This is a genomic window from Dyella sp. (assembly GCF_051954575.1).
In the GTDB taxonomy this organism is placed as follows: domain Bacteria; phylum Pseudomonadota; class Gammaproteobacteria; order Xanthomonadales; family Rhodanobacteraceae; genus Dyella_B.
In genome coordinates this window covers 1-21,960 of sequence record NZ_JBQCHP010000147.1, presented here as the reverse complement: position 1 = coordinate 21,960, position 21,960 = coordinate 1, and the positions used below count along the sequence as shown (strand labels likewise).

At 63.0% G+C, this 21,960-nt stretch carries 19 protein-coding genes; 8 read left to right on the top strand and 11 right to left on the bottom strand.

What is annotated here, in order from left to right; all coding sequences use genetic code 11:
- Positions 1–2: 2 nt before the first annotated feature.
- The 3 genes from ACTHNE_RS18485 to ACTHNE_RS18475 form a co-directional block, all read right to left on the bottom strand.
- The gene (locus ACTHNE_RS18485) at positions 3–509 is read right to left on the bottom strand and encodes a Slp family lipoprotein (protein WP_324942483.1); all 507 of its coding nucleotides are present in this window, start codon (positions 507–509) and stop codon (positions 3–5) included.
- A gap of 37 nt (positions 510–546) precedes the next feature.
- Positions 547–1,476 (bottom strand): 23S rRNA (adenine(2030)-N(6))-methyltransferase RlmJ, encoded by a 930-nt coding sequence (locus ACTHNE_RS18480; protein ID WP_324942486.1) that lies wholly within the window; start codon positions 1,474–1,476, stop codon positions 547–549.
- Between the two features lie 205 nt (positions 1,477–1,681).
- On the bottom strand, positions 1,682–2,323 hold the full coding sequence (locus ACTHNE_RS18475; protein WP_440269991.1) for an NAD(P)-dependent oxidoreductase: 642 nt from the start codon (positions 2,321–2,323) through the stop codon (positions 1,682–1,684).
- Between the two features lie 93 nt (positions 2,324–2,416).
- Here ACTHNE_RS18475 and ACTHNE_RS18470 point away from each other — a divergent pair, with 93 nt between their 5' ends.
- The gene (locus ACTHNE_RS18470; RefSeq protein ID WP_440269990.1) at positions 2,417–3,331 is read left to right on the top strand and encodes a LysR substrate-binding domain-containing protein; all 915 of its coding nucleotides are present in this window, start codon (positions 2,417–2,419) and stop codon (positions 3,329–3,331) included.
- Positions 3,332–3,352: 21 nt separating this feature from the next.
- Here ACTHNE_RS18470 and ACTHNE_RS18465 read toward each other — a convergent pair whose 3' ends face one another.
- The 3 genes from ACTHNE_RS18465 to ACTHNE_RS18455 form a co-directional block, all read right to left on the bottom strand.
- Entirely contained in the window at positions 3,353–4,279 is a 927-nt protein-coding gene (locus ACTHNE_RS18465) for a DMT family transporter (RefSeq protein ID WP_324942495.1), read from the bottom strand.
- 78 nt (positions 4,280–4,357) lie between these two features.
- Positions 4,358–6,469, bottom strand: a complete 2,112-nt coding sequence (locus tag ACTHNE_RS18460; protein ID WP_324942498.1) for an AsmA family protein — start codon at positions 6,467–6,469, stop codon at positions 4,358–4,360.
- Positions 6,470–6,621: 152 nt separating this feature from the next.
- The gene (locus tag ACTHNE_RS18455; RefSeq protein ID WP_324942501.1) at positions 6,622–7,563 is read right to left on the bottom strand and encodes a peptidylprolyl isomerase; all 942 of its coding nucleotides are present in this window, start codon (positions 7,561–7,563) and stop codon (positions 6,622–6,624) included.
- Positions 7,564–7,720: 157 nt separating this feature from the next.
- Here ACTHNE_RS18455 and ACTHNE_RS18450 point away from each other — a divergent pair, with 157 nt between their 5' ends.
- The gene (locus ACTHNE_RS18450; protein WP_324942504.1) at positions 7,721–8,986 is read left to right on the top strand and encodes an NAD(P)/FAD-dependent oxidoreductase; all 1,266 of its coding nucleotides are present in this window, start codon (positions 7,721–7,723) and stop codon (positions 8,984–8,986) included.
- A 100-nt stretch (positions 8,987–9,086) separates the two neighbouring features.
- Here ACTHNE_RS18450 and ACTHNE_RS18445 read toward each other — a convergent pair whose 3' ends face one another.
- Positions 9,087–11,459 (bottom strand): TonB-dependent receptor, encoded by a 2,373-nt coding sequence (locus tag ACTHNE_RS18445; protein ID WP_440269989.1) that lies wholly within the window; start codon positions 11,457–11,459, stop codon positions 9,087–9,089.
- A gap of 461 nt (positions 11,460–11,920) precedes the next feature.
- Here ACTHNE_RS18445 and ACTHNE_RS18440 point away from each other — a divergent pair, with 461 nt between their 5' ends.
- From ACTHNE_RS18440 to ACTHNE_RS18430, 3 genes are all read left to right on the top strand, one after another.
- Complete coding sequence (locus tag ACTHNE_RS18440) at positions 11,921–12,373, top strand: DUF3574 domain-containing protein (protein WP_324943205.1); 453 nt, start codon at positions 11,921–11,923, stop codon at positions 12,371–12,373.
- A gap of 85 nt (positions 12,374–12,458) precedes the next feature.
- Positions 12,459–14,066, top strand: a complete 1,608-nt coding sequence (locus ACTHNE_RS18435) for a hypothetical protein (protein WP_324943202.1) — start codon at positions 12,459–12,461, stop codon at positions 14,064–14,066.
- Positions 14,067–14,423: 357 nt separating this feature from the next.
- Positions 14,424–15,431 carry a hypothetical protein gene (locus ACTHNE_RS18430; protein ID WP_324943199.1) on the top strand — a complete coding sequence of 336 codons (1,008 nt, stop codon included), beginning with the start codon at positions 14,424–14,426 and terminating at the stop codon, positions 15,429–15,431.
- A gap of 104 nt (positions 15,432–15,535) precedes the next feature.
- Here the strand turns inward: ACTHNE_RS18430 and ACTHNE_RS18425 are convergent, their stop codons facing one another.
- From ACTHNE_RS18425 to ACTHNE_RS18410, 4 genes are all read right to left on the bottom strand, one after another.
- Positions 15,536–16,579, bottom strand: a complete 1,044-nt coding sequence (locus ACTHNE_RS18425) for a hypothetical protein (RefSeq protein ID WP_440269988.1) — start codon at positions 16,577–16,579, stop codon at positions 15,536–15,538.
- A 226-nt stretch (positions 16,580–16,805) separates the two neighbouring features.
- Positions 16,806–17,039 (bottom strand): tautomerase family protein, encoded by a 234-nt coding sequence (locus ACTHNE_RS18420; protein ID WP_324943193.1) that lies wholly within the window; start codon positions 17,037–17,039, stop codon positions 16,806–16,808.
- 150 nt (positions 17,040–17,189) lie between these two features.
- Positions 17,190–18,272 carry an NAD(P)H-dependent flavin oxidoreductase gene (locus ACTHNE_RS18415; RefSeq protein WP_324943190.1) on the bottom strand — a complete coding sequence of 361 codons (1,083 nt, stop codon included), beginning with the start codon at positions 18,270–18,272 and terminating at the stop codon, positions 17,190–17,192.
- A 124-nt stretch (positions 18,273–18,396) separates the two neighbouring features.
- Positions 18,397–19,299: a LysR family transcriptional regulator gene (locus ACTHNE_RS18410; protein ID WP_324943187.1), complete on the bottom strand. Its 903-nt coding sequence runs from the start codon at positions 19,297–19,299 to the stop codon at positions 18,397–18,399.
- A gap of 97 nt (positions 19,300–19,396) precedes the next feature.
- Between ACTHNE_RS18410 and ACTHNE_RS18405 the strand changes: the two genes are divergently transcribed.
- The 3 genes from ACTHNE_RS18405 to ACTHNE_RS18395 all read left to right on the top strand — a co-directional run bounded on the left by ACTHNE_RS18405 (position 19,397) and on the right by ACTHNE_RS18395 (position 21,586).
- Positions 19,397–20,284, top strand: a complete 888-nt coding sequence (locus tag ACTHNE_RS18405; protein ID WP_324943184.1) for an aldo/keto reductase family oxidoreductase — start codon at positions 19,397–19,399, stop codon at positions 20,282–20,284.
- 68 nt (positions 20,285–20,352) lie between these two features.
- Positions 20,353–20,775: a GFA family protein gene (locus ACTHNE_RS18400; RefSeq protein WP_324943181.1), complete on the top strand. Its 423-nt coding sequence runs from the start codon at positions 20,353–20,355 to the stop codon at positions 20,773–20,775.
- Positions 20,776–20,884: 109 nt separating this feature from the next.
- Entirely contained in the window at positions 20,885–21,586 is a 702-nt protein-coding gene (locus ACTHNE_RS18395) for a phosphatase PAP2 family protein (RefSeq protein WP_324943178.1), read from the top strand.
- Positions 21,587–21,960: the final 374 nt, after the last annotated feature.

Sequence of the window (21,960 nt, the reverse complement as noted above, 5' to 3'; positions counted from 1 at the left end):
GGTCAGTGAATGCCCACGCCGACGCCCACGCCAAAGCTGATATTGGGATGACCCTTGCGCAGCTCGTCCGCCGTCCAGCGGTGCGATTGCGCCACCGTCACCAGCGGATAGGTGTAAGGCGCCTGATCCACGCTGCCGGCGCGGCTGCCGCTGAGCTGTCCGCTGAGCGTCACCAGCGCGCCGTTGGGAAAATTGAAGGATTCCAGGTAACCCGGGAAGATCGCGATGAAGCGTCCCAGTCCTTGCGCGTTCGGCTTCGGACGCTGCGAGGAATCCAGCGGATAGGCGAGGATTTCCATTTCCGTGTGATCCGGGAAGTTGTGCACGCCGACGATACTGCCGCCCCAGATCACCGTGCCGTTGCCGTATTGCTGCGGCGCATGCGCCACTTCCACGGGCGTTGCGGTGATCGCGCCGGGTGCGGTCTTGTAGATGGGGGCCGGCGCACATGCGGCCAACAGCAGCAGCGACAGCGGCGCGAGCAAACGGAGGGTGGGGCGGAGGTTCATGGCGATATCCCTGCGGAACGTGCAACTGCCGGTGAGCTTAGCGGGGGCGCTGTGGTCGCGGTAGCGGCCTGGCGTGATGCCCGTGTAAGGCTTGCGTATCGTTTTCCTTCACCAGCCAGTCCAGCCGCCAGGTCGCGGCGCGTTCCTGCGACAGCAGGCGCGCCATGGCTTGCAGGGGTTCGCGCAACACCTGGTCCAGATTCCACGGCGCATTGAGGATGGCCATGCCCGAACCATTGAGGCGCAGCGGCGAATCGTCCGGATGCACCAGCAGCTCGGCCTGCAGTACGCGCCGTGCGCCGCAGTGCTGCAACCAGCGCAGGAACGGCTGCACCTGGCTGCGCAACTTGATCGGATACCAGATCGTGTACACGCCGGTGGGCCAACGCTGCAAGGCCGTCTTCAACGCCGCTTCGATCAGGCGGAACTCGCTGTCCTGCGCCTCATAGGGCGGATCGATCAGCACCAGGCCGCGCTTTTCCTTCGGCGGCAGCAGCGCCTTCAAGGCTTCGTAGCCATCGCGGTGATGCACGTGCACGCGGCGATCGTGATGGAACAGTTCGCGCAGGCGCGAGACTTCTTCCGGATGCAGTTCGCACAGCTGCGCGCTGTCCGTCGCACGCATGGCGAGCGCGGCCTGCAGCGGCGAGCCGGGATAAAGCTTCAGGCCGTGTTCGTTGCCGGGCAGGGCGAGGATCGCGTCCAGCCAGTGGCGCAGCAACGCCGGCAACGGTGCTTGTTCGGTCTGTTTGAGATCGGGAAACAACAGGCGCGCAATGCCGTCGCGGTATTCGCCGGTCTTGCCGGCTTCCTCGCTGTCGAGCGCATAGCAGCCGCTGCCGGCGTGCGTATCGATCAGTGCGAAGGGCGTGTCCTTCGCCTTCAATGCCTGGATCAGCGCAAACAGCACGCTGTGCTTGAGGATGTCGGCGAAGTTGCCTGCGTGGTAGGCGTGGCGGTAATTCATGGGAATGCTCATGGTGATGCGGCGGGCTCATGCCCTGTCCCCTCCGGGGGAGAGGGCAGGTTGAGGGGCAAGGCTTGCGCAGGAACACCATGGTACGTGCAAACGCCAATGCTGGTGCTTGCACGGAAGCAAACATGGGGGGCGAGGTTGGCCCCTCACCCCCACCCTCTCCCCGGAGGGGAAGGGGCAACCGCGTGAAGCGGCATCAATACGCCACGGTGATGCGCTTCTTGAACACATCCTTGTTGTCGAGCTGGTCCAGCAAGGCGATCGCGTAATCGGCAACGGTGATGCGGCTGACACCTTTGCCGTCCACTAGCAACTGTTCGCCGCCCACGCGATAGCTGCCGCTGCGCTCACCATCCTCGATCAGCGCCGCCGGGCTGATGTAGGTCCAATCCACATCGGCCTTGCTGGCGCGGAACACGTCCAGCGCGCGGGCCTGTGCTTGCGCCTCCGGTTTCCACGCGGCGGGGAAGTGCGGGTCGTCGATCACCTTCACGCCCGGCGCCACTTCCAGGCTGCCGGCGCCGCCTACCCACAGCAGGCGCTTCAGATGTGTGCCGTCGAGCGTGTCGAGCAAGGTTTGCGCCGCCGCCGGAATCACCTCCTGGTCGCCATCGCGGCGTGCGGACAGGCTGGCGATCACCGCATCGGCATGCTTGGCGTAGGCCAGCCAGATCGCCGTCTGCTCCACGCTGCCGACCGCCACATGCAGGCGGTCATGCTGCAGCGTTAGGCGGCTGGCGTCGCGCACGATTGCGGTGACGTCGTGGCCGCGCGCAAGCGCCTCGTCGAGAATGCCGCGGCCGATATGGCCGGTGGCGCCGAACAGGATCAGTTTCATGCGGTTGGTCTCCGTGAGGGAATCGATGGTGCGAAGCATGCGCCGTTCCCACCGGCACGATAAGCCGACCAATCGGTAATTGACTGTCAACTCATGCTTGACAATGATGCGCGCATGGGACGCGACATCAATCTCAACCGCCTGGCCGTATTCGTGGCGCTGGTCCGTGCCGGTTCGTTCACCGCGGCGGCGGAGCAGCTGGGCATGACCAAGGCGATGGTCAGCCAGCATTTGTTGCGCCTGGAACGTGAACTGGGCGTCACGCTGATCGTGCGCAGCACGCGGCGCATGGCGCTCACCGAAGCGGGCGCGGCGTTCCACGCCGATTGCGTGCAACTGCTGGAACAAGCCGAGGCCGCGATCGAACGGGTCGGGGATCAACGCGATACGCCAGCGGGCACGCTGCGCCTTACGACATCGACGGATTACGGCGCCGCCGTGGTCGCGCCGGCCTTGGCGGCCTTTCATCGCCTGCATCCGCAGTTGCAGATCGATCTGGTGATCAATGACCAGATCAACGATCTCATCGCCGAACGTTTCGACCTGGCCATTCGCATCGGCTGGTTGCGCGATTCCAATCTGCGCGCGGTAAGGCTGGGAGGTTTTCGCCAACTGCTCGTGGCATCGCCCGCCTACCTGGCCGAATACGGCGTGCCGCGGCGGCCGGAAGATGTGGCCATGCATGGCTGGATCGCGATGTCCGCGCTGACGACGCCTTTGCGCTGGACATTTACGCGTGGGCGCACACGGCGCACGGTGCGCATGCGCCAGGTGATGCAGGCCAACAATGCGGCGGCGATCCGTGCACTGGTGTTGGCAGGGGCGGGCATGTCCGTATTGCCGGACTATCTGGCGCAGGACGACATCCAGGCCGGGCGCCTGCAGGCAGTGCTTGCGCAATATCAGTTATCGGAAGGCGGCATCCACGCGGTGTATCCCGATCCGCAGCCGCCGGCGAAGGTGCGAGCGTTCATTGATTTCATGCGGGATCGGTTGGCGAAACGCTGATGTTTCGCCAGCCAGGCACGCTCAATCGACGTTGTGGCTTTCCACCGTTCCCAGCAATTCCGGCTGCAGCGTTGGTTGGTCCTTCCGATGCAGCAAGGGATGTGCAAACACCGCCGCGAGAATCACCACCACGCCCGCATAAAACCAGCCATCCAATTGCCGTTGTTCACCCAGCAACAGCATGGCCAGCACGATCGCGTAGACGGGTTCGAGATTGGTGATCATCTGCATCGCAAACGCACTGACGTGACGTAAGGCCACCAGCACCAGCGAGAACGGCAGCAGCGTGCAGCCGAACGACAGCAGCAACAGCAACAGCGCATCGTGCAGATCGGGCAGTTGAAACGCCGATCCGGTATGCGGCAGCACTGGCGCCAACAAGGTAAGCAGCAGCGTGCCGGTGCCGAGCTCGATGCAGGTGACGGTCAGCGGATCGCCATGCTCGACCATGCGCTTGTTGAGCGAGCTGAACAGCGCCACGAACAAGGCGGACAGTACGCCCACCGCAATACCTACGCGCATATGCCCCGGCACGCCGCCGGCCACCATCGCCACGCCGGGCACCACGGCGATCGCGATCAGCAGCTCGCGCGCATCGAAGCGCCGCCTGGCGACCCATGGTTCGACGAAGGCGAGAAACGCAGGCCCCAGCGCGATGCAAGTGGCGCCGACCGACGCGTTGGCAAGCTTGATCGCCGCATAGAACGTCAGCCAGTGCAGCGCCACCAGCGCGCCGATGCCGGCATAGGTCCAGCGCAGCTTCGCCGGCATCGCCTGCAGGCCTCGTCTTACCTTGGGCATCAGCAACAAGGCGCCGGACACCAGCAGCATGCGCCACCACACGAGCGACAGCGCCGGCAACGTGATCAGCTTGCCGAGGATGGCGGTGAAGCCCCATAGCAAAACGCAGAAATGGATTTGCAGGCGGGCCTTGGTGACGGGCTGCATGGCGCGGCAACGGAGTGAGGACCAGCCATTTTAGCCGCAAGGCGAGATGAGGCCGTCGGTTGGGTCTACGCTCCGGCGTTATTTCTTGCCACCGCTCGGCCCTGGCGAATGACGCATCTGCTGCAACACCTGTTGGCACTGATTGGCTTCCTGCCCATGGCTGGGCACGATCAACGCCAGCAATGCCGCTGCCGGCGCCGCCAGCACGCCGAGCGCCACTGCGCCGCCGCCGCGCAGGATCAGCGGTCCCGGCTGCACGCCCACGTCCGGATCCTTGAAGGTGCCTTTCACGTACAGCGGCGAGCGCAGCGAAAACACGCGCAGGCCCTTGGTGTGCGGCACCACGTCCATGTCCAGGTGTTCGTTGCCGAAGTTGATCGTGCCGGTCACGTTGACCGTCGCGTCGGAGGTATCCAGCACGAACAGGCGGCTGGTGAACAAGCCGTTGTTGCCGGTCAGGTCGGTGGCGGCGCAGTTGATCTTGATGGTCTTGTCGCCGAACAGCTTTTCGACCACCACATTGGCCACGTTCAAGCCGGCGGCTTCCAGCAGGGTCTTGCTGATCGCGCCGTTGTTCATCAGCAGCTTCACTTCGCCGGTGGCGTTGCTGAGCAGGCCCGATACCGAACTGCCGGTGCCGTTCAAAGTCACGTCGCCGTTGATTTCGCCGAAGCTGCTCTGCATGGACTGCACCGTCGGGAACATCCGCTTCAGTTGCAAGTGACGCGCGCGCAGGTCGATGCCGGTGCGCATGGGCTGCGTGTTGGAGTCGGCGCTCAAGTTGCCCTCGATCGTGCCGCCGGCCACCTCCGCACGCAGCGGATCGAGTTTCAGCACGCCGTCGTCCAGGCGGATGCGCGTGCTCAGCGCGTCGATCGGCAGCGTGCCGGGGCGTTCGATATGGCCGGCGTCGAAGGTCACGTCGGCATCCATGGTGTGCAGGCGGTTGGTATGGAACTGCTCCACCGGCAGCGCTTTCTCCTTGGGTTGTTGCTTGTTGGCATGTTGTTGCGGCTGCTCCGGGCTTGGTGCGCCGACCAGCGGTCCAAGGTCGGCGAAGCGCAGCAATTGCGAATGCAGGTCACCGGTGAGCTTCATGCGTGGTCCGCCGGTCACCACCTGCAGATTGCCGCCGAGGTCGCTTTCGCCCACGCGTCCTTTGAAATCGCGATAACTGTAGCGGCTGCCTTGCGCGTGCAGTTCGGCCGAAAGATGGCCTTCCGTCGCATACGGCGGCGTGTCGGGCAGGGTGATGCCCAGGATCGGATACAGCTTGGCCATGCTGCTGCCGGCAAACCACACGCGCAGATTAAGCGCGGCCAGATGCATGGGGTTGGTCAGCGTGCCGACCAGGGCGATCTTGCTGTCGCCCAGGTGCAGGCGCGCCTGCACCGGAAACGGCTGGGTGGTTTCCAGGGCCAGGATCGCGCCGGTCTTGCCGCTGCCGTCGACCGGCGCACCCTGGTAGCTGCCGGTGGCGCTCCAGGCGAATTGATAGGCCGTGCGCTTGGCCTGCTCGGAGGTGTCCGGCGTGGTCTTTTGGCCGTTCACGACTTTTGCCACGTTGTGGCCGACGTCGGCACGCGATTCGCTGGTCGCTTGCGCCACCAGTTGATCGTAGGGAATGGCTTGCTGCAGTGGCGTTACCGCTATTTGCAAGTTGATGCGCGTCTTGGCGTCATCCACCGAGATGTCGCCCTTGCCGAAGGCGATCGTGCCCAGGCTGAGCTTCCAGTTCGACGGTTGCGCGTTTTGCGGCCGGTTGAGCTGCCAGTTGGATTGCCCCTGGCTGTTGCGCTCCAGGTCCACGTTCCAGCCGCTGAGCTGCACATAGGGAATGTAGGCGTGATGGAACAGCAGCGGCAGCGGGGAAATCCGTATCTGCAGCGCGTCGAGTTTCACGAATTGCGATTGCCGCGCCCAGGCCGGGTTGCCGATATGGATGTCGCGTGCCGTGAAGGTAGGCCATGGCAACCATCGCCGAAGGCCGGGCTCGCTCGGCTCACGTTGCCAGGCGGCGCTCAGGTCGCCGTTGATCACGAACGAGCGACCGATGGCGGCGCTGACCTTGTCGTCGATGGTCGGCTTGAGCCGGTTCCAGTCGAAGAAGGCGACGAACAGGATCAGCGCAACCACCAGCACCAGCAACACGCCTACAATCCAGGCCAGTATTTTGTAACCGAGCCTCATCACGCCTGCCTTTGACGTCTACCGGAGTGGACACGCTCACTGCGCAACTAACTACGGGCAAGGCGAAGATGGCGTGTAAGTGGCGTGGAGGCGTGAAAGTGGATTCATGTACATGCTCGAACAAGCCTCGTCGAGGCATAACGGATGCAGCATCAATGCTTGCCATCCGCTGCTGCCACCACCCGTACCGGTACATCGATATTGCAAAGATCGATCTTCCCTGCCGGTAGCGCATAGAACGCATCGTGCCGGTTGCGCTTGGCTTCGATGATGGCGCTGAAAGTGGCGCTGTCGGTGCGCAATACTTGCAGCTTCTCGCGCTGTGCGTCGGGCAGGTCGGCCGCCACCTTTACCGAAAGAATCGGCACGCGCTGCGCCGCCTGCGTATAGAAACCCAGCGGCCCGGTGCCGCGCGGCAATGCGGAAAGCAAGGGCATGCCCTCGAGCACGCGTCCGGCAATGGCCAGGTTGCGATCGATCTGGCGCGGCGCCTGGCCGATCGCCACGTAGAGCGAGCTGCCGTTGCCGCTGTCCGGCGCCACGTCGCGCGCCACGCCGACCATACCGTAGCAATGCACCAGCCACTCGCGGCCGCTGGACGGATCGCGCGCCGCGGGAAAGCCTTCGCTGAAACCCACCTGCGGCGCGTACACGTCGCCATCAGGCAGCGGCGTCCATGGCAGCTTGCCGTCGATGGCCCGCGTGTATTCCGGCGGGAGCTTGGCCTTGGCGCTGCCCAGCGGCTTGATCTTGCTCTTGTCGCCGTTGTCGTCGTCGTTGGGATCGCCCCACTGGGTGACGAAGTTATCCTGCACGCGGATGATCGCCAGTCCGTCGAAATAGTGCTCGCGCACCAGCGTGCGGATGTTGGCGGCATGCAGCGGCGTGAAGTCGGGCGCCAGCTCGATCACCACGCGACCTTGCGGCAATTGCATATAGAGCAGGTTCTCCGGATCGGGCGTGCGCCATTCTTCGGGCTTGGATTTGGCGACCAGCTCCTTCGCGGTGGGCGTAACCTTGGGCGTATCGGCGGCAGCGGGCAACGCAAGCAGGCCGGCAACGATGAGCGCGGCGGTAAGGCGATACAGGCGCATGGGCTCCCCCTCGATGGGTGTGTAAAGCGTGGACGGTAACAGACGTGTTCGCCGGCGTGTAGGCTGGGCCCAGGCCCGTTCCCGCATGCATTGGATTGCGCCGCACCAACCCAATCTACGATGGCAGTGCAGCTTACGAACTCACACAAGGAGCATCGTGTTGAACGCAACCGCGCATCGTCATCAAGTAGTCATCGTCGGCGCCGGCTTCGGCGGCCTTGAAGCCGCCAGGCGTCTGGGTGGGCAGAACGTCGACGTCACCATCATCGACCGCAGCAACCACCATGTCTTCCAGCCGCTGCTGTACCAGGTGGCGGGCGCGGCGCTGGACATCTCGCAGATCGCCTGGCCGATCCGCCACGTACTGCACCGTTTCAAGAACGTCACCACGCTGATGGCCGAAGTGAGCGGCGTCGACGCGGCACACCGGATCGTGCAGCTCACCGACGGTACGCGCATCGCCTACGACACGCTGATCCTCGCCACCGGCGCCACGCACGCCTACTTCGGCCATGACGATTGGGCGCAATACGCACCAGGGTTGAAGACGCTCGGCGATGCATTGTCGATACGCCAGCACCTGCTGACCGTATTCGAGCAGGCCGAACGCGAGCCCGATGCCGAACAGCGCCGGCGCCTGCAGACCTTCGTGGTGATCGGCGCAGGACCCACCGGCGTGGAGCTTGCCTGCACCATCGCGGAACTCGCGCACGAGGAAATCCACGAAGATTTCCGCCACATCGATACGCGCAAGGCGCGCGTGGTGCTGGTGGAGGCCGCACCACGCGTGCTATCCGGCTTTCCGGAAACTTTGGCCGAGTATGCGCAACGGACCATGCAGCAGTTGGACGTCGAAGTGTTGCTCGATCATCCGGTCACCGAATGCCGTGCCGATGGCGTCGTCTGCAAGGATCAATTCATCGGCGCGGGTGCCGTATTCTGGGCCGCCGGCGTGCGCGCTTCGCCGGTGGCGCAATGGTTGGACGTACCGGCGGACAAGGCCGGCCGCGTAAAAGTGGAGCGCGATCTCAGCGTACCCGCGCAACCGGAGATTTTCGTGATCGGCGACGCCGCCACGCTGCAGCAGGAAAACGGCAAGCCGGTACCCGGTCTTGCACCAGCGGCCAAGCAGGAAGGGCGCTATGTGGCGGACGTGATCAGGGCGCGCCTGCGTGGCAGCGCGCCACCAGCGCCGTTCCGCTATCGCGACTACGGCAATCTTTCCACCATCGGCAAGCACACTGCAGTGGTGGATTTCGGCAAGGTGCAATTGCGTGGGCGATCGGCGTGGGTGGTGTGGGCGGTGGCACACATCTATTTCTTGATCGGCGTACGCAACCGCTTGCTGGTTGCGTTGAACTGGCTGTGGCTGTACATCAAGGGCGAACGTGCGGCGCGGATCATCATCAGCCGCAAGACATGATGCACAGCCATGCCATCGTAGGCTGGGATGCCATCCCAGCATCACCATGCATCGCGATGCTGGGATGGGGCATCCCAGCCTACGTGGCGGGGAGCACCACTCAGAACAACTCGGTGCTGAGCGTCAAATACCACTGCCGCGGCGCCCCGACGTAATACGTCGGCGATGACGATTCAGCCGAAATCGTCGGGCTCGACGGCAGCATCAGATACCGGCGGTTGAGCAGGTTCAAGGCATTGAGCGCAAGGGTCGGCTTGTGCAGCACGCCGAAGTTCGGCAGTTCGTAACTCGCGCTGCCGTTGAGCGTGAAGTTGGAAGCGACGCGTTCGGAGTTGAGGAAATCGCCGTACTCGCTACCGGTGAACTTGCCATTGAGGTTCAACGTCAGTCCGTTTGCCGAATAACGCGCGCCGAGATAGGCCATGTTGCGCGGCGTGCCGGGAAATTGTTTGCCGTGGATGGCGTAGAACGCGGCGGCGGTATCGGTGGTGGCGGGCAGATTCAGGTCCTGCTTCACCTTCGCCTGGGTGTAGGTGTAGGAGCTGTACAGGCTGAAGCCCTGTCCCAGGTCCAGCGTGCCTTCCGCATTGAGCCCGGCCATGTGCACCGGTCCGGCGTTGATGTAGTAGTTGATGAAGGTGTTGGGGTCCAGGCCCACCGCCGTGCGGTTACCCATGTTGGCGACATAGGCATCGGTGTGCAGCGTCAGCGGACCCTTGGTGAAGCGCCAGCCCAGTTCGTTCGACCACGCGCTTTCCGGCAGCGGTGCGGGCAGGCCGATGCGTGCGTTGCCGAATGTCGCGGCGTCCGGCGGTGCACGGAAGGTGCGGGTGATGCTGTAGTAGAGCTGGTTGCTGTCATCCAGCTTCCAGGACGCGCCCAGCGTCGGCAGGAAGTTGTGATAGCGCTGGTCGGAGTTTTGATACGAGGTCCAATCGGCCGCGTCCGGATTGCCCGGGAACAGCACGAACTGATTGTTGCGCTCGGTGTGCAGGTAAGCCACGCCCGCATTGAACGTCCACGCGTCGTTGAACGTCCAGCTGTCTTCCACGAAGAATTTCTTCACCGTGGTCACGTCGTACTCGGAGTAGTTCTTCCAGATCTGGCCATTGCTATAGGTGAGCTGGTTCTTGTCGCCCCAAACAGATGACGGCATGCCGGTCTGCGGATCGACGTAGGCGCCATCGATGTATTCGAGCTGGCGCGAGCGTTCGTACCAGATGCCCCAGTCGAGCGTGTTGTCCAGCCCGAGTTCCAGCGTGAACTTGGCATTGATGCCCGGACGATAGGTGATCGGCCGATACGCCTCATACACCGCGTACTGACCATCGGTGAACTGGTCGGCCTGCACCACCGGCTTGCCGTTGACGAACTGCAGCGGCAGGAAGCCGGCAAAGCTGCCGTTGCCGTCACCGAACTGGAAGTAGGGAATCACGGATAGCGAGAGGTTGCTGCCGAATTTGAACTCGCCGTCCAGGCTGGCAACCCAGGCCTTGAACGGGTTTTGGAACAATCGGTAGTAGCTCGCCTGCGCCAGCGTGGCGTCGGTCGCGTACAAGTCGCTGGCGGCGAAACCGCCGGCCGGCGTGGGCGTCCAGGTGGTGGTGTAGTCGTAGCTGTAGCCGTACTGCGCCGCCTGCGCCTTGCTCAGCGGCATGTAGAAATAGTTGTGTTCGCGATTGAGATTGAAGTTGGCCGTCAGGCTGTTGTTCTCGTCGATCGTCCATACCGACTTGGCCTGTATGCGATCGATATTGTTGTCGCCGCCGCCGCGCCATTTGTCGTCGGAGTTGCGCGAAATCGAAAACCAGCTGCGCACCGGCCCGATCGCGCCGGTATTCACGCGCAGGAAGGTGCTGAGCGCATTGTTGCTGCCGACGGTTTGCCCTACGTAGACATTGAAATGATCGGTCGGCTTGCGCGTGATGAAACTGATATGACCACCGACTGCGCCGAGATCCGGCATGTCCAGGTCGGCCGAGCCCTGCGTCACATTGATCGATTCGTAGTTGCGCGCTTCGCCGTATTCCGACGCATACGGTATGTAATTACCTGCGTCGTTCACCGGTACGCCATCCAGGGTGACGCCGATTTCGCTCGCGCTGAAACCGCGGATGGTGTAGCTGCTGGCGTCGGTCAGGCCGAAGCCGTCGCTGGATGCGGAATTGACGCCCGGCGCACTGTTGATGATCTGCGTGTAGTCCGCGGTGATCGGCACCTGCGCGATCGCTTGTGCAGTGATCGTCGACACCTGCTTGGGCTGGTCCTGTACCGCCATCAACCCACCGGCCAGCGCCTGCGCGTTGACGTTCACGGTGGAAAGCGTGGTGCTCTTGCGCGTCTTGTCGTTCGCGTCGCCGTTGGCGTTGCCGGGTGCCGGCATATCGCCGGCATGCGCGGCTGTGCCGAGCGCTAGCGCCGTACTCAGGGCGAGCCAAAGAAGGTGATGACGACGAACTGCGGATGTATGCATGCCTGGTGTTCCCCCGGAGCGGAAAAGTGTGACGACGAACGGCGAGCCGGTCTGCGCCGGCGCATGGATGGCCTTAAATGACAAAGGCAAAGCAGCGCAGAAGCCGATCGAAACGTCGACTTTTCTCCCCATGCTGCGATGTAACAATTTGTTTATCGTACTGACGCGAATTTGTCTAGCGCGTATGCAGGGCATACGTGCGTAGTGAGATGGAATATGCACATGAAACCATTGAATTTACGGAGATATGCGTGCCGATAAAATATTTTGCGCATTGCGTGCGGCCTCGATCCTGAAGCCTGGCTTGCGTTGTGCTTACGCAACAATTTGCGGATGATGCGTTTGCAACGAAGAAATGCGCCAGACACGGCGCTTGCTTGCGAAGCCGCCGATCCGTCGTCAATACTCGCCTGCACGTCGCGGGCGTCTGGACGTCCAAACGATCCACTCAAGGGGAATGCATGAACCTCCACCGCCCGCTGTTCGTCGCCTTGTTCGCGTTACAGCTTGCCGCCTGCGCGACGACATCCGCGCCTGTCGCATCCTCCACCTTGCAAGGCGATGCGGCGCATCCGGCACAGACGCAAGGCTGGGTGGATACCAGGCTCTACTTCGGCTTGGGTCCGGCCGATCAGCCGGGGCAGGGCATCGGTGAATCGGCCTGGCGCGATTTTCTCGACAAGGTGGTCACGCCGCGTTTCCCCGATGGCCTCAGCGTGATCGACGTATACGGCCAATGGCAAGGCAAGCAGGAAACCGTGCCCGAGCGCCTGCATTCGAAGCTGTTGGTGATCTATTACCCTGACACGCCGGACAACCGCGGCAAGATCGAAGCAATCCGCGCTGCATGGAAACAGCGTACTGGCGATCAGTCGGTGTTGCGGGTGACGCAACCGGCGGATGTGTCGTTCTAGCGAATACTTAGCGTTGGGGTGAAACTCAACGTTATGCCGGCTAACTCGTGTTGGGGTTTGCACCCCAACCTACATGACCTTCGGAATGAGACGCACTGTGCCGCAAACCACCCGCAATATTCCCCTGTTCGTCAGCGCGGATTTTAACGGCTTCCTGGGCCTGCTGGTGGACAACCTGTCCGTCATGGCCTTTCTCGCTACCGCCTTGATCGGCATCTTCGGTTTTCCCGCCGATCTGGTTTACACGCGCATGTTTCCCGGCACCACGCTGGGCATCCTGCTCGGCAACCTTGCTTACACCGTGATGGCGCGGCGTGTGGCGCGCCGCACCGGCAAGACCGATACCACCGCCATGCCGCTGGGCGTGGATGCGCCGACCACCATCGGTCTTGCGTTGCTGGTGCTGGGGCCTGCGTTTCTCAGCTACAAGCAGGCGGGCATGGACGAGCACGCGGCGGCGATCGCCACCTGGCAGCTGGGCATGGCGTCACTGGTGGTGATGGGCGTGTTCAAGACGGTGCTGTCGTTTTTTGGTGCGATGGTACAGCGGCACGTGCCGCGCGCGGGCCTGCTCGGTTCCATTGCGGGTATTGCATTGGTGCTGATGGGTTTTCTGCCGCTGGTGGAGATCATGAAGGTACCGGTGGTCGGTTTTGCCGGCCTGGGCGTGGTGCTGTATGCGCTGGTGGCGCGCGGACATATGCCGTGGAATCTGCCGGGCGTGCTGGTGGCGTTCGTGGTGGGCGTGCTGCTGTACGAGGGGCTGGGGGCGCTGGGCTGGCTGGGGCACGGCTATCACATGCCGGCCGCGTGGCAATGGCGGTTTGCGTTGCCGTGGCCCACGCTGGAATGGCTGCATGGTCTGCCGCTGACCGTTCCGTATCTATCACTGATTCTTCCGTTCGGTTTGTTGATGGTGGTGGGCGGCATCAACGTCACCGAAAGCGCAAAAGCCGCCGGTGATGACTACAACACGCGCGACATTTTGCTGGTGGAGGCGCTGGCCACCCTGATCGCGGGTATCTGCGGCGGCGTTGCGCAGACCACGCCGTATATCGGCCAACCGGCGTATCGCGCAATGGGTGCGCGCACGGGCTATACCTTGCTGGCCGGTATCGTGATCGGATTGGGCGGCGTTTTCGGGTATCTGTCCAACCTGGTGGAAATGCTGCCGCTGGCGGTGCTGGCGCCGATCCTTATCTTCGTCGCCATCGGCATCACCGCGCAGGCGTTCGAAGCCACGCCGGTGCGCCACGCCGCCGCGGTGGTGTTCAGTTTCTTTCCGGCGATTGCGCGCATGGTCGCGATCAAGCTGGGCGATCCCACCTATGTATCGCCCGAGCATTTCAATGCGCTTTACAACGATGCGACGCAGGGTGTTTCCGAGCTGGCGGTGATCAGCGTGCTCGGCAATGGCTTCATCATCACTTCGATGGTATGGGCCAGCTTCGTGGTGGCGATGATCGAGAACAGGCCGCGCCAGGCGGCATGGATCGCCTTGCTGGGCGGTGCGCTGACGCTGTTCGGCGTGATCCATTCAGTGATGCCGGCCGGCAATTTGTATCTGCCATGGGCGCTGGCACCGGCCCTGCGTTCGATGGCGCTGCAATTTGCCGGGGCCTATCTGGCGCTGGCGGCGGTGCTGCTGCTGTTCTCGTTGTGGCGCGGCGAGCGCGGGCCGGCGCACAATTAAAAAAAGCCCGCTTCCGCGCGGGCCAAGTGTTCGGGCCGCAATAGTGTGGGGTGACTGGCGCGAACGTGGAAAATTCAGGTGGCAGTCTGGTGTGCTCGATCTGCCGGAGTCTCTTGCTGCCGCTGCCATCGAGCAATCTTGATCGTTGTTTTCGATGTATGGCCGTTTAAACGTCTGAATGATGATGCGGTTCAGTGCTGTTTGTCTCAAAAGCCACCGTGCGGCCTGTCAGGACAATGCTGGCCGAGTTGTCTTTCCCGTTGTTGCATGTCGCTTGAGACGCATCACGGTAATCTACGTCGCAATCGTTCATGCTTTGCGTCTTTACTCAACCAGCATCGAACACAGGGGGGCCTAATGATCGAGCTGGAACTACAAGCACTCTCGCTCAAGCGGGAGGGGTTGCTTATGGACGTGGGGCGCGTGGTGGCGGCATCGGGCTTCGCCCTGGTGCGCCAGCGCCTGGTGGATGACCGCAACGGCGTATTGCTGACGATGGTCATACGTGGGCCGCAGCGTCAGCAGCGCACGCTGGAAGCGGCGCTGGGCAAACACGAGCGCATCATCAGTTTCGAGGTATCCCCGTTCGAGGACGGACCACCGAAGGCGCATTTCGCGGCGGCGCGCTCGGTGGCGGCCAATTACGTTCCACCACCGCCGCCCGCACCTGCGCCGGTGGCGGACAGCAAGGCGCCCAAGCCGATGGAAGCCGGCCGCGCGCCGACCGCATCGGAAATCTACGCCAGCGTCGGTGTACCGCAGGTTCCGCCGGCGCCAGCCGTGGAACTCGCCGTGCATGAAGAAAAACCGCAACCACTAATGCTGGCAGAGCCTGAGCCCGAATTCGTATTCGTGCGCGCGCCCACGCCGGCACCCGCACCATCGGTAGTGGAAGAGCCGTTCGTGGAAGTGGTACCGCTGGAAGCGGACCTGGCCGCGGTGGACAAGCTGCTGCCGAAGCTGATGGACGATTACCCGCAGATCTTTCCGCTGATCAAGAAGCTGGAGCAGTCGGTGCCGCCGGGCGCGCGCGAATCATCCTTGCAACTGGTGGGCCAGCGTGTGGGCGCGTGGGTATTCCAGCGCCGGCATGCCTTGACCACCAAGCTGGAGCTCGAAGCGGCGATGGCGCGCGTAGGCGTGCCTGCCTTGAGCGAATTGCTGGAAGCAGATTACTCCGGCAACCAGTTGCATATCCGCAACAGTCCGCTGTGTGCGGACAACGGACACTCCGGATGCAAGTTTTTGAGCGGTTACCTGGAAGGCTTGCTCGGGCCGGTGGTGGCGTCGCAAAACTTGTCGATCTTCGAGGTGTGCTGCCGCAGTTTTGGTGCGGACGAGTGCGTGCTGGCGGTAATGGATTGAATGAAGGGTTCGTAGGTTGGGTTAGCGCAGCGTAACCCAACGATATTGCTTCGAAAGCGTTGGGTTACGCTGCGCTAACCCAACCTACCGATTGCCCGTTCTTTTCACGAATGCCGCTGCGCAGCGTACGAACACGCGTTGTAAAAGTCGTTCAACACCTTGCGCACGCCACCCACTTCAAACGCGAAGCCGTAGCGAATGCCATTGCGGTCGCGCACCCACGCACCCACCGCCTGCGCAGAGGCCAGGTGCTGCAACTGGTCCAGCGGATAGATGCGTTGCAGCACCACCGATTGATCGACCGCGCTGGCGCCGGCCTGTTGCGCCAGCGTTTCCTGTTGGTTGATCTCGAAATAGGAATGCACCGCACGCGCCACGGTCTGCCGCGCGCGGACGGTGCCGATGGTGTCGTAGGTGGTCAGTTCGGCGCCGCCCGGTTTACATAGCAAGGCGATCTTGTGTTCGCCGTTGCGATCATCCTGCTTGAGTTCGAGATACGGCACGCCTTGTATGTACTTGTACGTGGCGATCAGATCGAGCCGGCCGTTGTTGGCAAGGCCTTTGGCGATCATTTCGTCCGCGCTCGGCCACAGGATCGGATCGGCCGTGCCGGTGGCGGAGGCGGCCGTGAGCGCGGCATCGCCGATGTCCATCTCTTTCAGATACGCGTTGACCTGCTCGGGCGCGTGTTGCGGGGGATAGGTGGGAAACCCGATGCGGTCGCTGCCGCTGGCCGCCCATCGATAGAGGCCGCCGAGGTACGCATACGCGCAGGCGCCTTCGCAGATCGCGGCTTTGTTGACGCTGACGGTGCCGGATCGTTTCGGCAGCCGCGGCGTGCCCAGATGCGTGATCATCGAGCCCTGCCGGAACAGTCGGCCCAACGCCATGCCAGCGTCCACGCTGCCGCCGGGGGAATTCAGATAGATGTCCGAACCGTTCGGAATGCGGCCCGATTTCACCAGCGATTCGAAGCGGCGTGGTGCGTCGCTGTCGATCGGCCCGTACAGGTAGATCTGCGGTACCCGCGCCATGCTCAGCGTCATGCGGTCGTCGTTGACCTGCATGGCAAGCTGATTGGGACCCACTTTTTCCGGAGTGCTCTTTTGCGCGGCGGCCTGGTGGACTGGGGTGATACAGGCAGTCAACAACGCAAGGCTTGCCAGGTTCCGGCCAATGGCGCATCGGAAGGTGTCGCGGTACGGCACGAGCATTCCCTGTATTTGAAAGATGGTGCTTGGAAAGCACGCAGTCTCACTGGTTCCCGATGTCCTGCGGGTGAATGGCGCCGCCATGGCAGGCCAGCCGCTGGCTGGGTGCTGTCTTGCCGCGCGGGATGGTCGGTTGCGCAGCAAGGCTGCGCAACCGTACGTGTTACTTCCGCTGTTGCAGTCGCTTGCGGTACTCCGCCGCCGGCAGCCCGCCCCAGCCCCAGTTCTCCAGCTCGACTTCTTCGATCACCACGAAGGTGGCGTCGAGCGGTTGGTTCAACACGTCGAGCAAGACCTGGCTGACGCCCTTGATAAGGGTCGCCTTCTCCTTGGCGGTGGCGGAAACGCGGCCGGGCGCCGAACCTTCGCGGGTGATCTGGATGGTGACGATAGCCATGATGTTGCTCCCGGCAGGTGGTCGATCTTCAGTGGCCGGCGCTTTGGTCGCCATCGACATGCAGGATTTCGCCGGTTCGGCACCTTCTCCCGCAGGGAGAGGGATTCACTCAGGCAGTGCTTTGCAAGTAAGCAGCGCAGGCCGAAACAGTCAATTCGCTTCCAACGCCCGCATCAATTCATCCTGCAACACCTGCATCAACGCCCGCGCCGACATCGCCCGCGCCAACGGGGCGCCTTGCCCCGCCCAATGCGCACCATAACCAGATTGCCCCGCAGCCTTGCCGGCCGCATTGAGCGCTTTGCCCGCGTCATAAGTGATGGGGTAGTCAGGCACCGCATCGTCCGGCACGTTCGCACCCCATTGCGTAAACGCATTGGCGAGACTGCGCGCAGGGCGACCCGAAATCACCCGCGTCATGGTGGTGTGGTGCGCGGCATCGCTGAAGAGCAGTGCGCGGAAACCGGCGTCCGCCAGCGATTCGTCCGTACCGACAAAAGCAGTGCCCAGTTGCGCGCCGGCTGCGCCGAGTCTCAATGCGGCGGCAATGCCTGCGCCATCCATGATGCCGCCGGCGGCGATCACCGGCAGCTTCAGCATACGCGCCAGCACACGCGTCAGCGCGAAGCTGCCGATGCGGCTGTCTTCGCCATCCGGATCGAAGATGCCGCGATGGCCGCCCGCTTCATAGCCTTGCGCGACGATGGCGTCGACGCCCGCGGCCTCGAGCAGTTGCGCTTCGCGCACCGTGGTGGCGCTGGCCAGCAACACGATGCCGGCCTGGTGCAAGGCTGCGATCTGGTCCGCGCGCGGCACGCCGAAATGAAAGCTCACCACCTTCGGTTTTTCTTCCAGCAACATGGCCAGCATGTCGTCGTCGGCGAGAAACGAGGTGTAGATTTCGCGCAGTACACTCGGCGGTTTGGTGCCGGCGCGTTCGAATTCGGGCGCAAGACGCTGCAGCCAAGCGGCTTCTTTTTGTGCATCGGCGTGCGCCGGTCGATGCACGAACACATTGACGTTGAGCGGTCCGCTGCTCAATGCGCGGAATTGCCGTATGGCGTCGCGCGCCTGGCTTGCGTTCATGGCGCCCACGCCCAGCGAACCCAATCCACCGCTCTCGCTGACGGCGGCGGCCATGGCCGGTGACGAGACACCCGCCATCGGCGCCTGGATGATCGGCGCCCGCATGCCGAGCCGTTCGAGCAAGGGCGAAGAAGGGAAGGCAGGCATGGCACAACTCCTGAGGCAGAGGGAAATGCATGGGGGGTGCGTGCGACTCTACGCGACCTGATGCGCGTGTCGAAAGCGCAGCGCGCGGCAATCACCCTTTCGCGAAATGGAAGAATCCCTTGCGTTACGCCGCATGCTCCTTCACGAAATCCACAAACGCGCGCAGCGGTGCCGGCAAATGCCGGCGTCCGGGGTAGTAGAGAAACGGCCCGGAGAAGTTCTGCCACCACGGTTCGAGAATGGGTTCGAGCGCGCCGCTGTCCAGGTGCGGGCGCAGCATGCCTTCGAACAGGTGAATGATGCCCAGGCCTGCAATCGCCATCTCCACTTTGAGGTTGACCGCCGCACCAAGTCGTACGATCAGCGGCCCCGATGGATCGATATGGATCACTTCGCCTTCACGTTCGAACTCCCAGGTCGGCATGGCGCCGCTGGCGAATTGCCCGCGCAGGCAGGCATGCGAAAGCAGATCGCGCGGGTGCTCGGGACGGCCGTGCGCAGCCAGGTAACTTGGTGCGGCGGCGGTAGCGAAACGCTGCACGCGCGGGCCGATGGGAATGGCGATCATGTCCTGTTCGAGCCGTTCGTCGTAACGGATGCCCGCATCGCAGCCGGCGGAAAGCACGTCGACGAAACTGTCTTCCACGATCACGTCGACGCGGATGTCCGGATAGGCTTTCAGGAAGCCGGCCAGTATCGGCGGCAGCACGATGCTGGCCGCGCTCGCCGGCACGTTGAGCTTCAAGGTGCCGGCCGGCCGGTCGCGGAAGCCGTTCAATACGTCCAGCGCCGCTTCCATTTCGGCCAGCGCGGGCGCCAGCCTTTCGATCAGGCGTGAACCTGCTTCGGTGGGCGCGACGCTGCGCGTGGTGCGATTGAGCAGGCGCACGCCGAGCTTGGCTTCGAGCCGCCGCACGGCCACGCTGAGGCCGGAAGCGGACACGCCGCTGACGCGCGCCGCGTCGCGGAAGCCGCCGGCGCGGGCCACCGCCACGAATGCGGCAAGATCGCTGATCTCCACGGTCATTGTTTAATCCCTTGCACAGCCCGTGCATATTGCGGGGGATTATCCAACAGGCCAGTGGCGCGCATAGTGGTTGGTACCCCTTCCCAAGGAGATTTCCATGTCAAAGCTCGCTTCTGCCGCAGGTACGTTTCCGCTCGCCGGCCGCCATGTGAACCGCATAGGATACGGCGCCATGCAACTGGCCGGCCCTCGCGTGTTCGGCCCGCCGAAGGACCGGGACGCGGCGATCGCCGTGCTGCGCGAAGCCGTGGCCTCCGGCGTCAATCACATCGACACCAGCGATTTCTATGGCCCGCACGTCACCAACGAGCTGATTCGCGAAGCGCTGTATCCATATCCGGATGACCTGCTGATCGTGACGAAGGTCGGCGCCGTGCGCGACGGCGATGCGGCATGGCTGCCGGCGCAGGAGCCGCAGGACATCACGCGCGGCGTGCACGACAACCTGCGCAATCTCGCGCTGGAACGGCTGGACGTGGTCAATATGCGCATCGTGGGCCCGACCCATGGGCTGGCCGAGGGCTCCATCGCTCGCCAGGTCGAAGCGCTGGCGGAGCTTCAGCAAAAGGGTCTGGTCGGCGCGATCGGATTGAGCAACGTGACGGCCACGCAGGTCGCCGAAGCGCAGAGCATCGCCAACATCGTTTGCGTACAGAACCATTACAACCTGGCGCACCGCGACGATGACGCGCTGATCGACCAGTTGGCGAGCCAGGGCATTGCCTATGTGCCGTTCTTCCCGCTCGGCGGCTTCACACCGCTGCAGTCGTCGGTGCTATCCGATGTCGCCGCCGCTTTGCACGCGACGCCAATGCAGGTTGCGTTGGCCTGGCTGCTGCAGCGTGCGACGAATATCCTGTTGATTCCGGGCACTTCTTCACTGGCGCATCTGCGCGAGAACCTTCAGTCCGCATCGCTGCGCTTGCCGGACAACCTGCTCGCCGAGCTCGATGCGATGGGCCAGGATGAAATGCAACACGCGTGATGTCACCACGGCCGGCCCGTTGCAGGCGGGCCGGCCATGATGCGCGTACCATTCGTGAACCTGGGTGAATGATGCAGGGGATCGTCATGGTCGGGAAAACGGCTTCTTGTTGTTGCGGGCAGCTCCGCATTGAAGTGCAGGGCGAAACGCTGGGCGCCGGCGTTTGCCATTGCCTTGCCTGCCAGCAACGCACCGGCAGCGTCTTCGCCGCGCTCGCCGCTTATGCAATGCCTTACAAGGTCACCGGCAACGCCACCGAGTACGTGCGTACCGGAGACCATGGCGCAAGGTTTCGCTTCCGGTTCTGCCCGGTGTGCGGCAGCAATGTGTTTCACACCGCCGAAGGCGAAGAAGGGTTCGTGATGGTCGCGGTAGGCACTTTTGCCGACCCTGATTTTCCGCCGCCGCAGGATTCGGTCTACGAATGCCGCCGGCATGCCTGGGTGCAGTTGCCGGAGGGGATCGAACGTTACGACAAGGATCCGCCTTGAGGGCCAGGGTTGCAGCCCAGTCAGCCGTCGCTGCGCCAATTTCACATTTGGACCACGGGGCAATCGGTAGATCAGTTCTGTCAACGCCTTGTAGCAATCGTGGTCCACAGTGAATCCTTTCGACCTGTCCATCCTGCGGTTTCTCAATCAATTCGCCTTTCGTTGGCCCATGCTCGACTACATGGCGATCGGCATCGAAAGGTTTTATTTCACGCGCGGCCTGGGACTGATCTGCCTGTTGTGGTGGATCTGGTTTCGCGGCGGCCCGAACGCACGCCGCGATCGGGAAATCGTCGTCTGTACCGCCATCGCCACGTTTGTCGCGCTGATCCTCGGCAGGGCGCTGGCGCATCTGCTGCCGTTCCGGCTTCGGCCATTCGCCAACGACGCATTGGGCATGCACTTTCCATCGGACCTTTCTGCCTGCAAGGCGCCGGTCGTGCGCACCTGGAGTTCGTTTCCCAGCGACCACGCCATGATGTGGATCGCCGTGGCGACCGGGGTTTACCTGGCGTCGCGGCGCTTGGGGATCATCGCCTTCATCTACTCGCTGATCTTCATCTGCCTGCCGCGTATTTACTTAGGGATGCATTACCCCACGGATGTGCTGTTCGGCGTCGTGCTGGGCGTGCTGATATGCCTGTTGCTCAATCACTCTATGTTCCGGGAGCGGATCGCCACGCCGGCGCTGGCGTGGTCGGTGAAATACCAGGGTGCGTTCTACGTGATCATCTTCCTGGTGAGTTTCGAACTGGCCAGCCAGTTCGACGAGCTGCGCAAGCTGAGCGAGTTCGTCTGGAAGAACGTTTGAACGTTCAATCATTACGCCTGTCACTGCTGCTTGCGCGAAGCATCCGGCATAAAAAGGTGTGAGCGTGGTTAAGGCAACACTGATCAAGTATCGCCTTAAGGCAACACTGAATAAGTATCGCCGTCGTCACCAGCCCTGTCTGTTCGCAGGCCACAGGGCCGTCGGCGAAGGCAGACTGGCCGTCTGTCGAGACGACGGACCGAAGGCATGCGGACAGACAGGGCTGGCCCCAACCGATTGGATTGAAAATGATGGGGTGAGGCCTGGACGGCCCGCCGGCTGCGCCGCGCGGCTTGGCAAGCCGGCCAGTCTTCCCGGCGCCGCGAAACACACCCTGCGAGCCTTCCTGGCATCATGACGACGGCGATACTTAT

Coding starts and splice junctions, on each gene's coding strand:
- ACTHNE_RS18470 (WP_440269990.1), top strand. CDS start 2,417: ATGCTTGACAATGATGCGCGCATGGGACGCGACATCAATCTCAACCGC.
- ACTHNE_RS18415 (WP_324943190.1), bottom strand. CDS start 18,272: ATGCCTGCCTTCCCTTCTTCGCCCTTGCTCGAACGGCTCGGCATGCGG.
- ACTHNE_RS18460 (WP_324942498.1), bottom strand. CDS start 6,469: ATGAGGCTCGGTTACAAAATACTGGCCTGGATTGTAGGCGTGTTGCTG.
- ACTHNE_RS18485 (WP_324942483.1), bottom strand. CDS start 509: ATGAACCTCCGCCCCACCCTCCGTTTGCTCGCGCCGCTGTCGCTGCTG.
- ACTHNE_RS18445 (WP_440269989.1), bottom strand. CDS start 11,459: ATGCATACATCCGCAGTTCGTCGTCATCACCTTCTTTGGCTCGCCCTG.
- ACTHNE_RS18435 (WP_324943202.1), top strand. CDS start 12,459: ATGAGACGCACTGTGCCGCAAACCACCCGCAATATTCCCCTGTTCGTC.
- ACTHNE_RS18455 (WP_324942501.1), bottom strand. CDS start 7,563: ATGCGCCTGTATCGCCTTACCGCCGCGCTCATCGTTGCCGGCCTGCTT.
- ACTHNE_RS18400 (WP_324943181.1), top strand. CDS start 20,353: ATGATGCAGGGGATCGTCATGGTCGGGAAAACGGCTTCTTGTTGTTGC.
- ACTHNE_RS18480 (WP_324942486.1), bottom strand. CDS start 1,476: ATGAATTACCGCCACGCCTACCACGCAGGCAACTTCGCCGACATCCTC.
- ACTHNE_RS18440 (WP_324943205.1), top strand. CDS start 11,921: ATGAACCTCCACCGCCCGCTGTTCGTCGCCTTGTTCGCGTTACAGCTT.
- ACTHNE_RS18475 (WP_440269991.1), bottom strand. CDS start 2,323: ATGAAACTGATCCTGTTCGGCGCCACCGGCCATATCGGCCGCGGCATT.
- ACTHNE_RS18465 (WP_324942495.1), bottom strand. CDS start 4,279: ATGCAGCCCGTCACCAAGGCCCGCCTGCAAATCCATTTCTGCGTTTTG.
- ACTHNE_RS18405 (WP_324943184.1), top strand. CDS start 19,397: ATGTCAAAGCTCGCTTCTGCCGCAGGTACGTTTCCGCTCGCCGGCCGC.
- ACTHNE_RS18420 (WP_324943193.1), bottom strand. CDS start 17,039: ATGGCTATCGTCACCATCCAGATCACCCGCGAAGGTTCGGCGCCCGGC.
- ACTHNE_RS18430 (WP_324943199.1), top strand. CDS start 14,424: ATGATCGAGCTGGAACTACAAGCACTCTCGCTCAAGCGGGAGGGGTTG.
- ACTHNE_RS18410 (WP_324943187.1), bottom strand. CDS start 19,299: ATGACCGTGGAGATCAGCGATCTTGCCGCATTCGTGGCGGTGGCCCGC.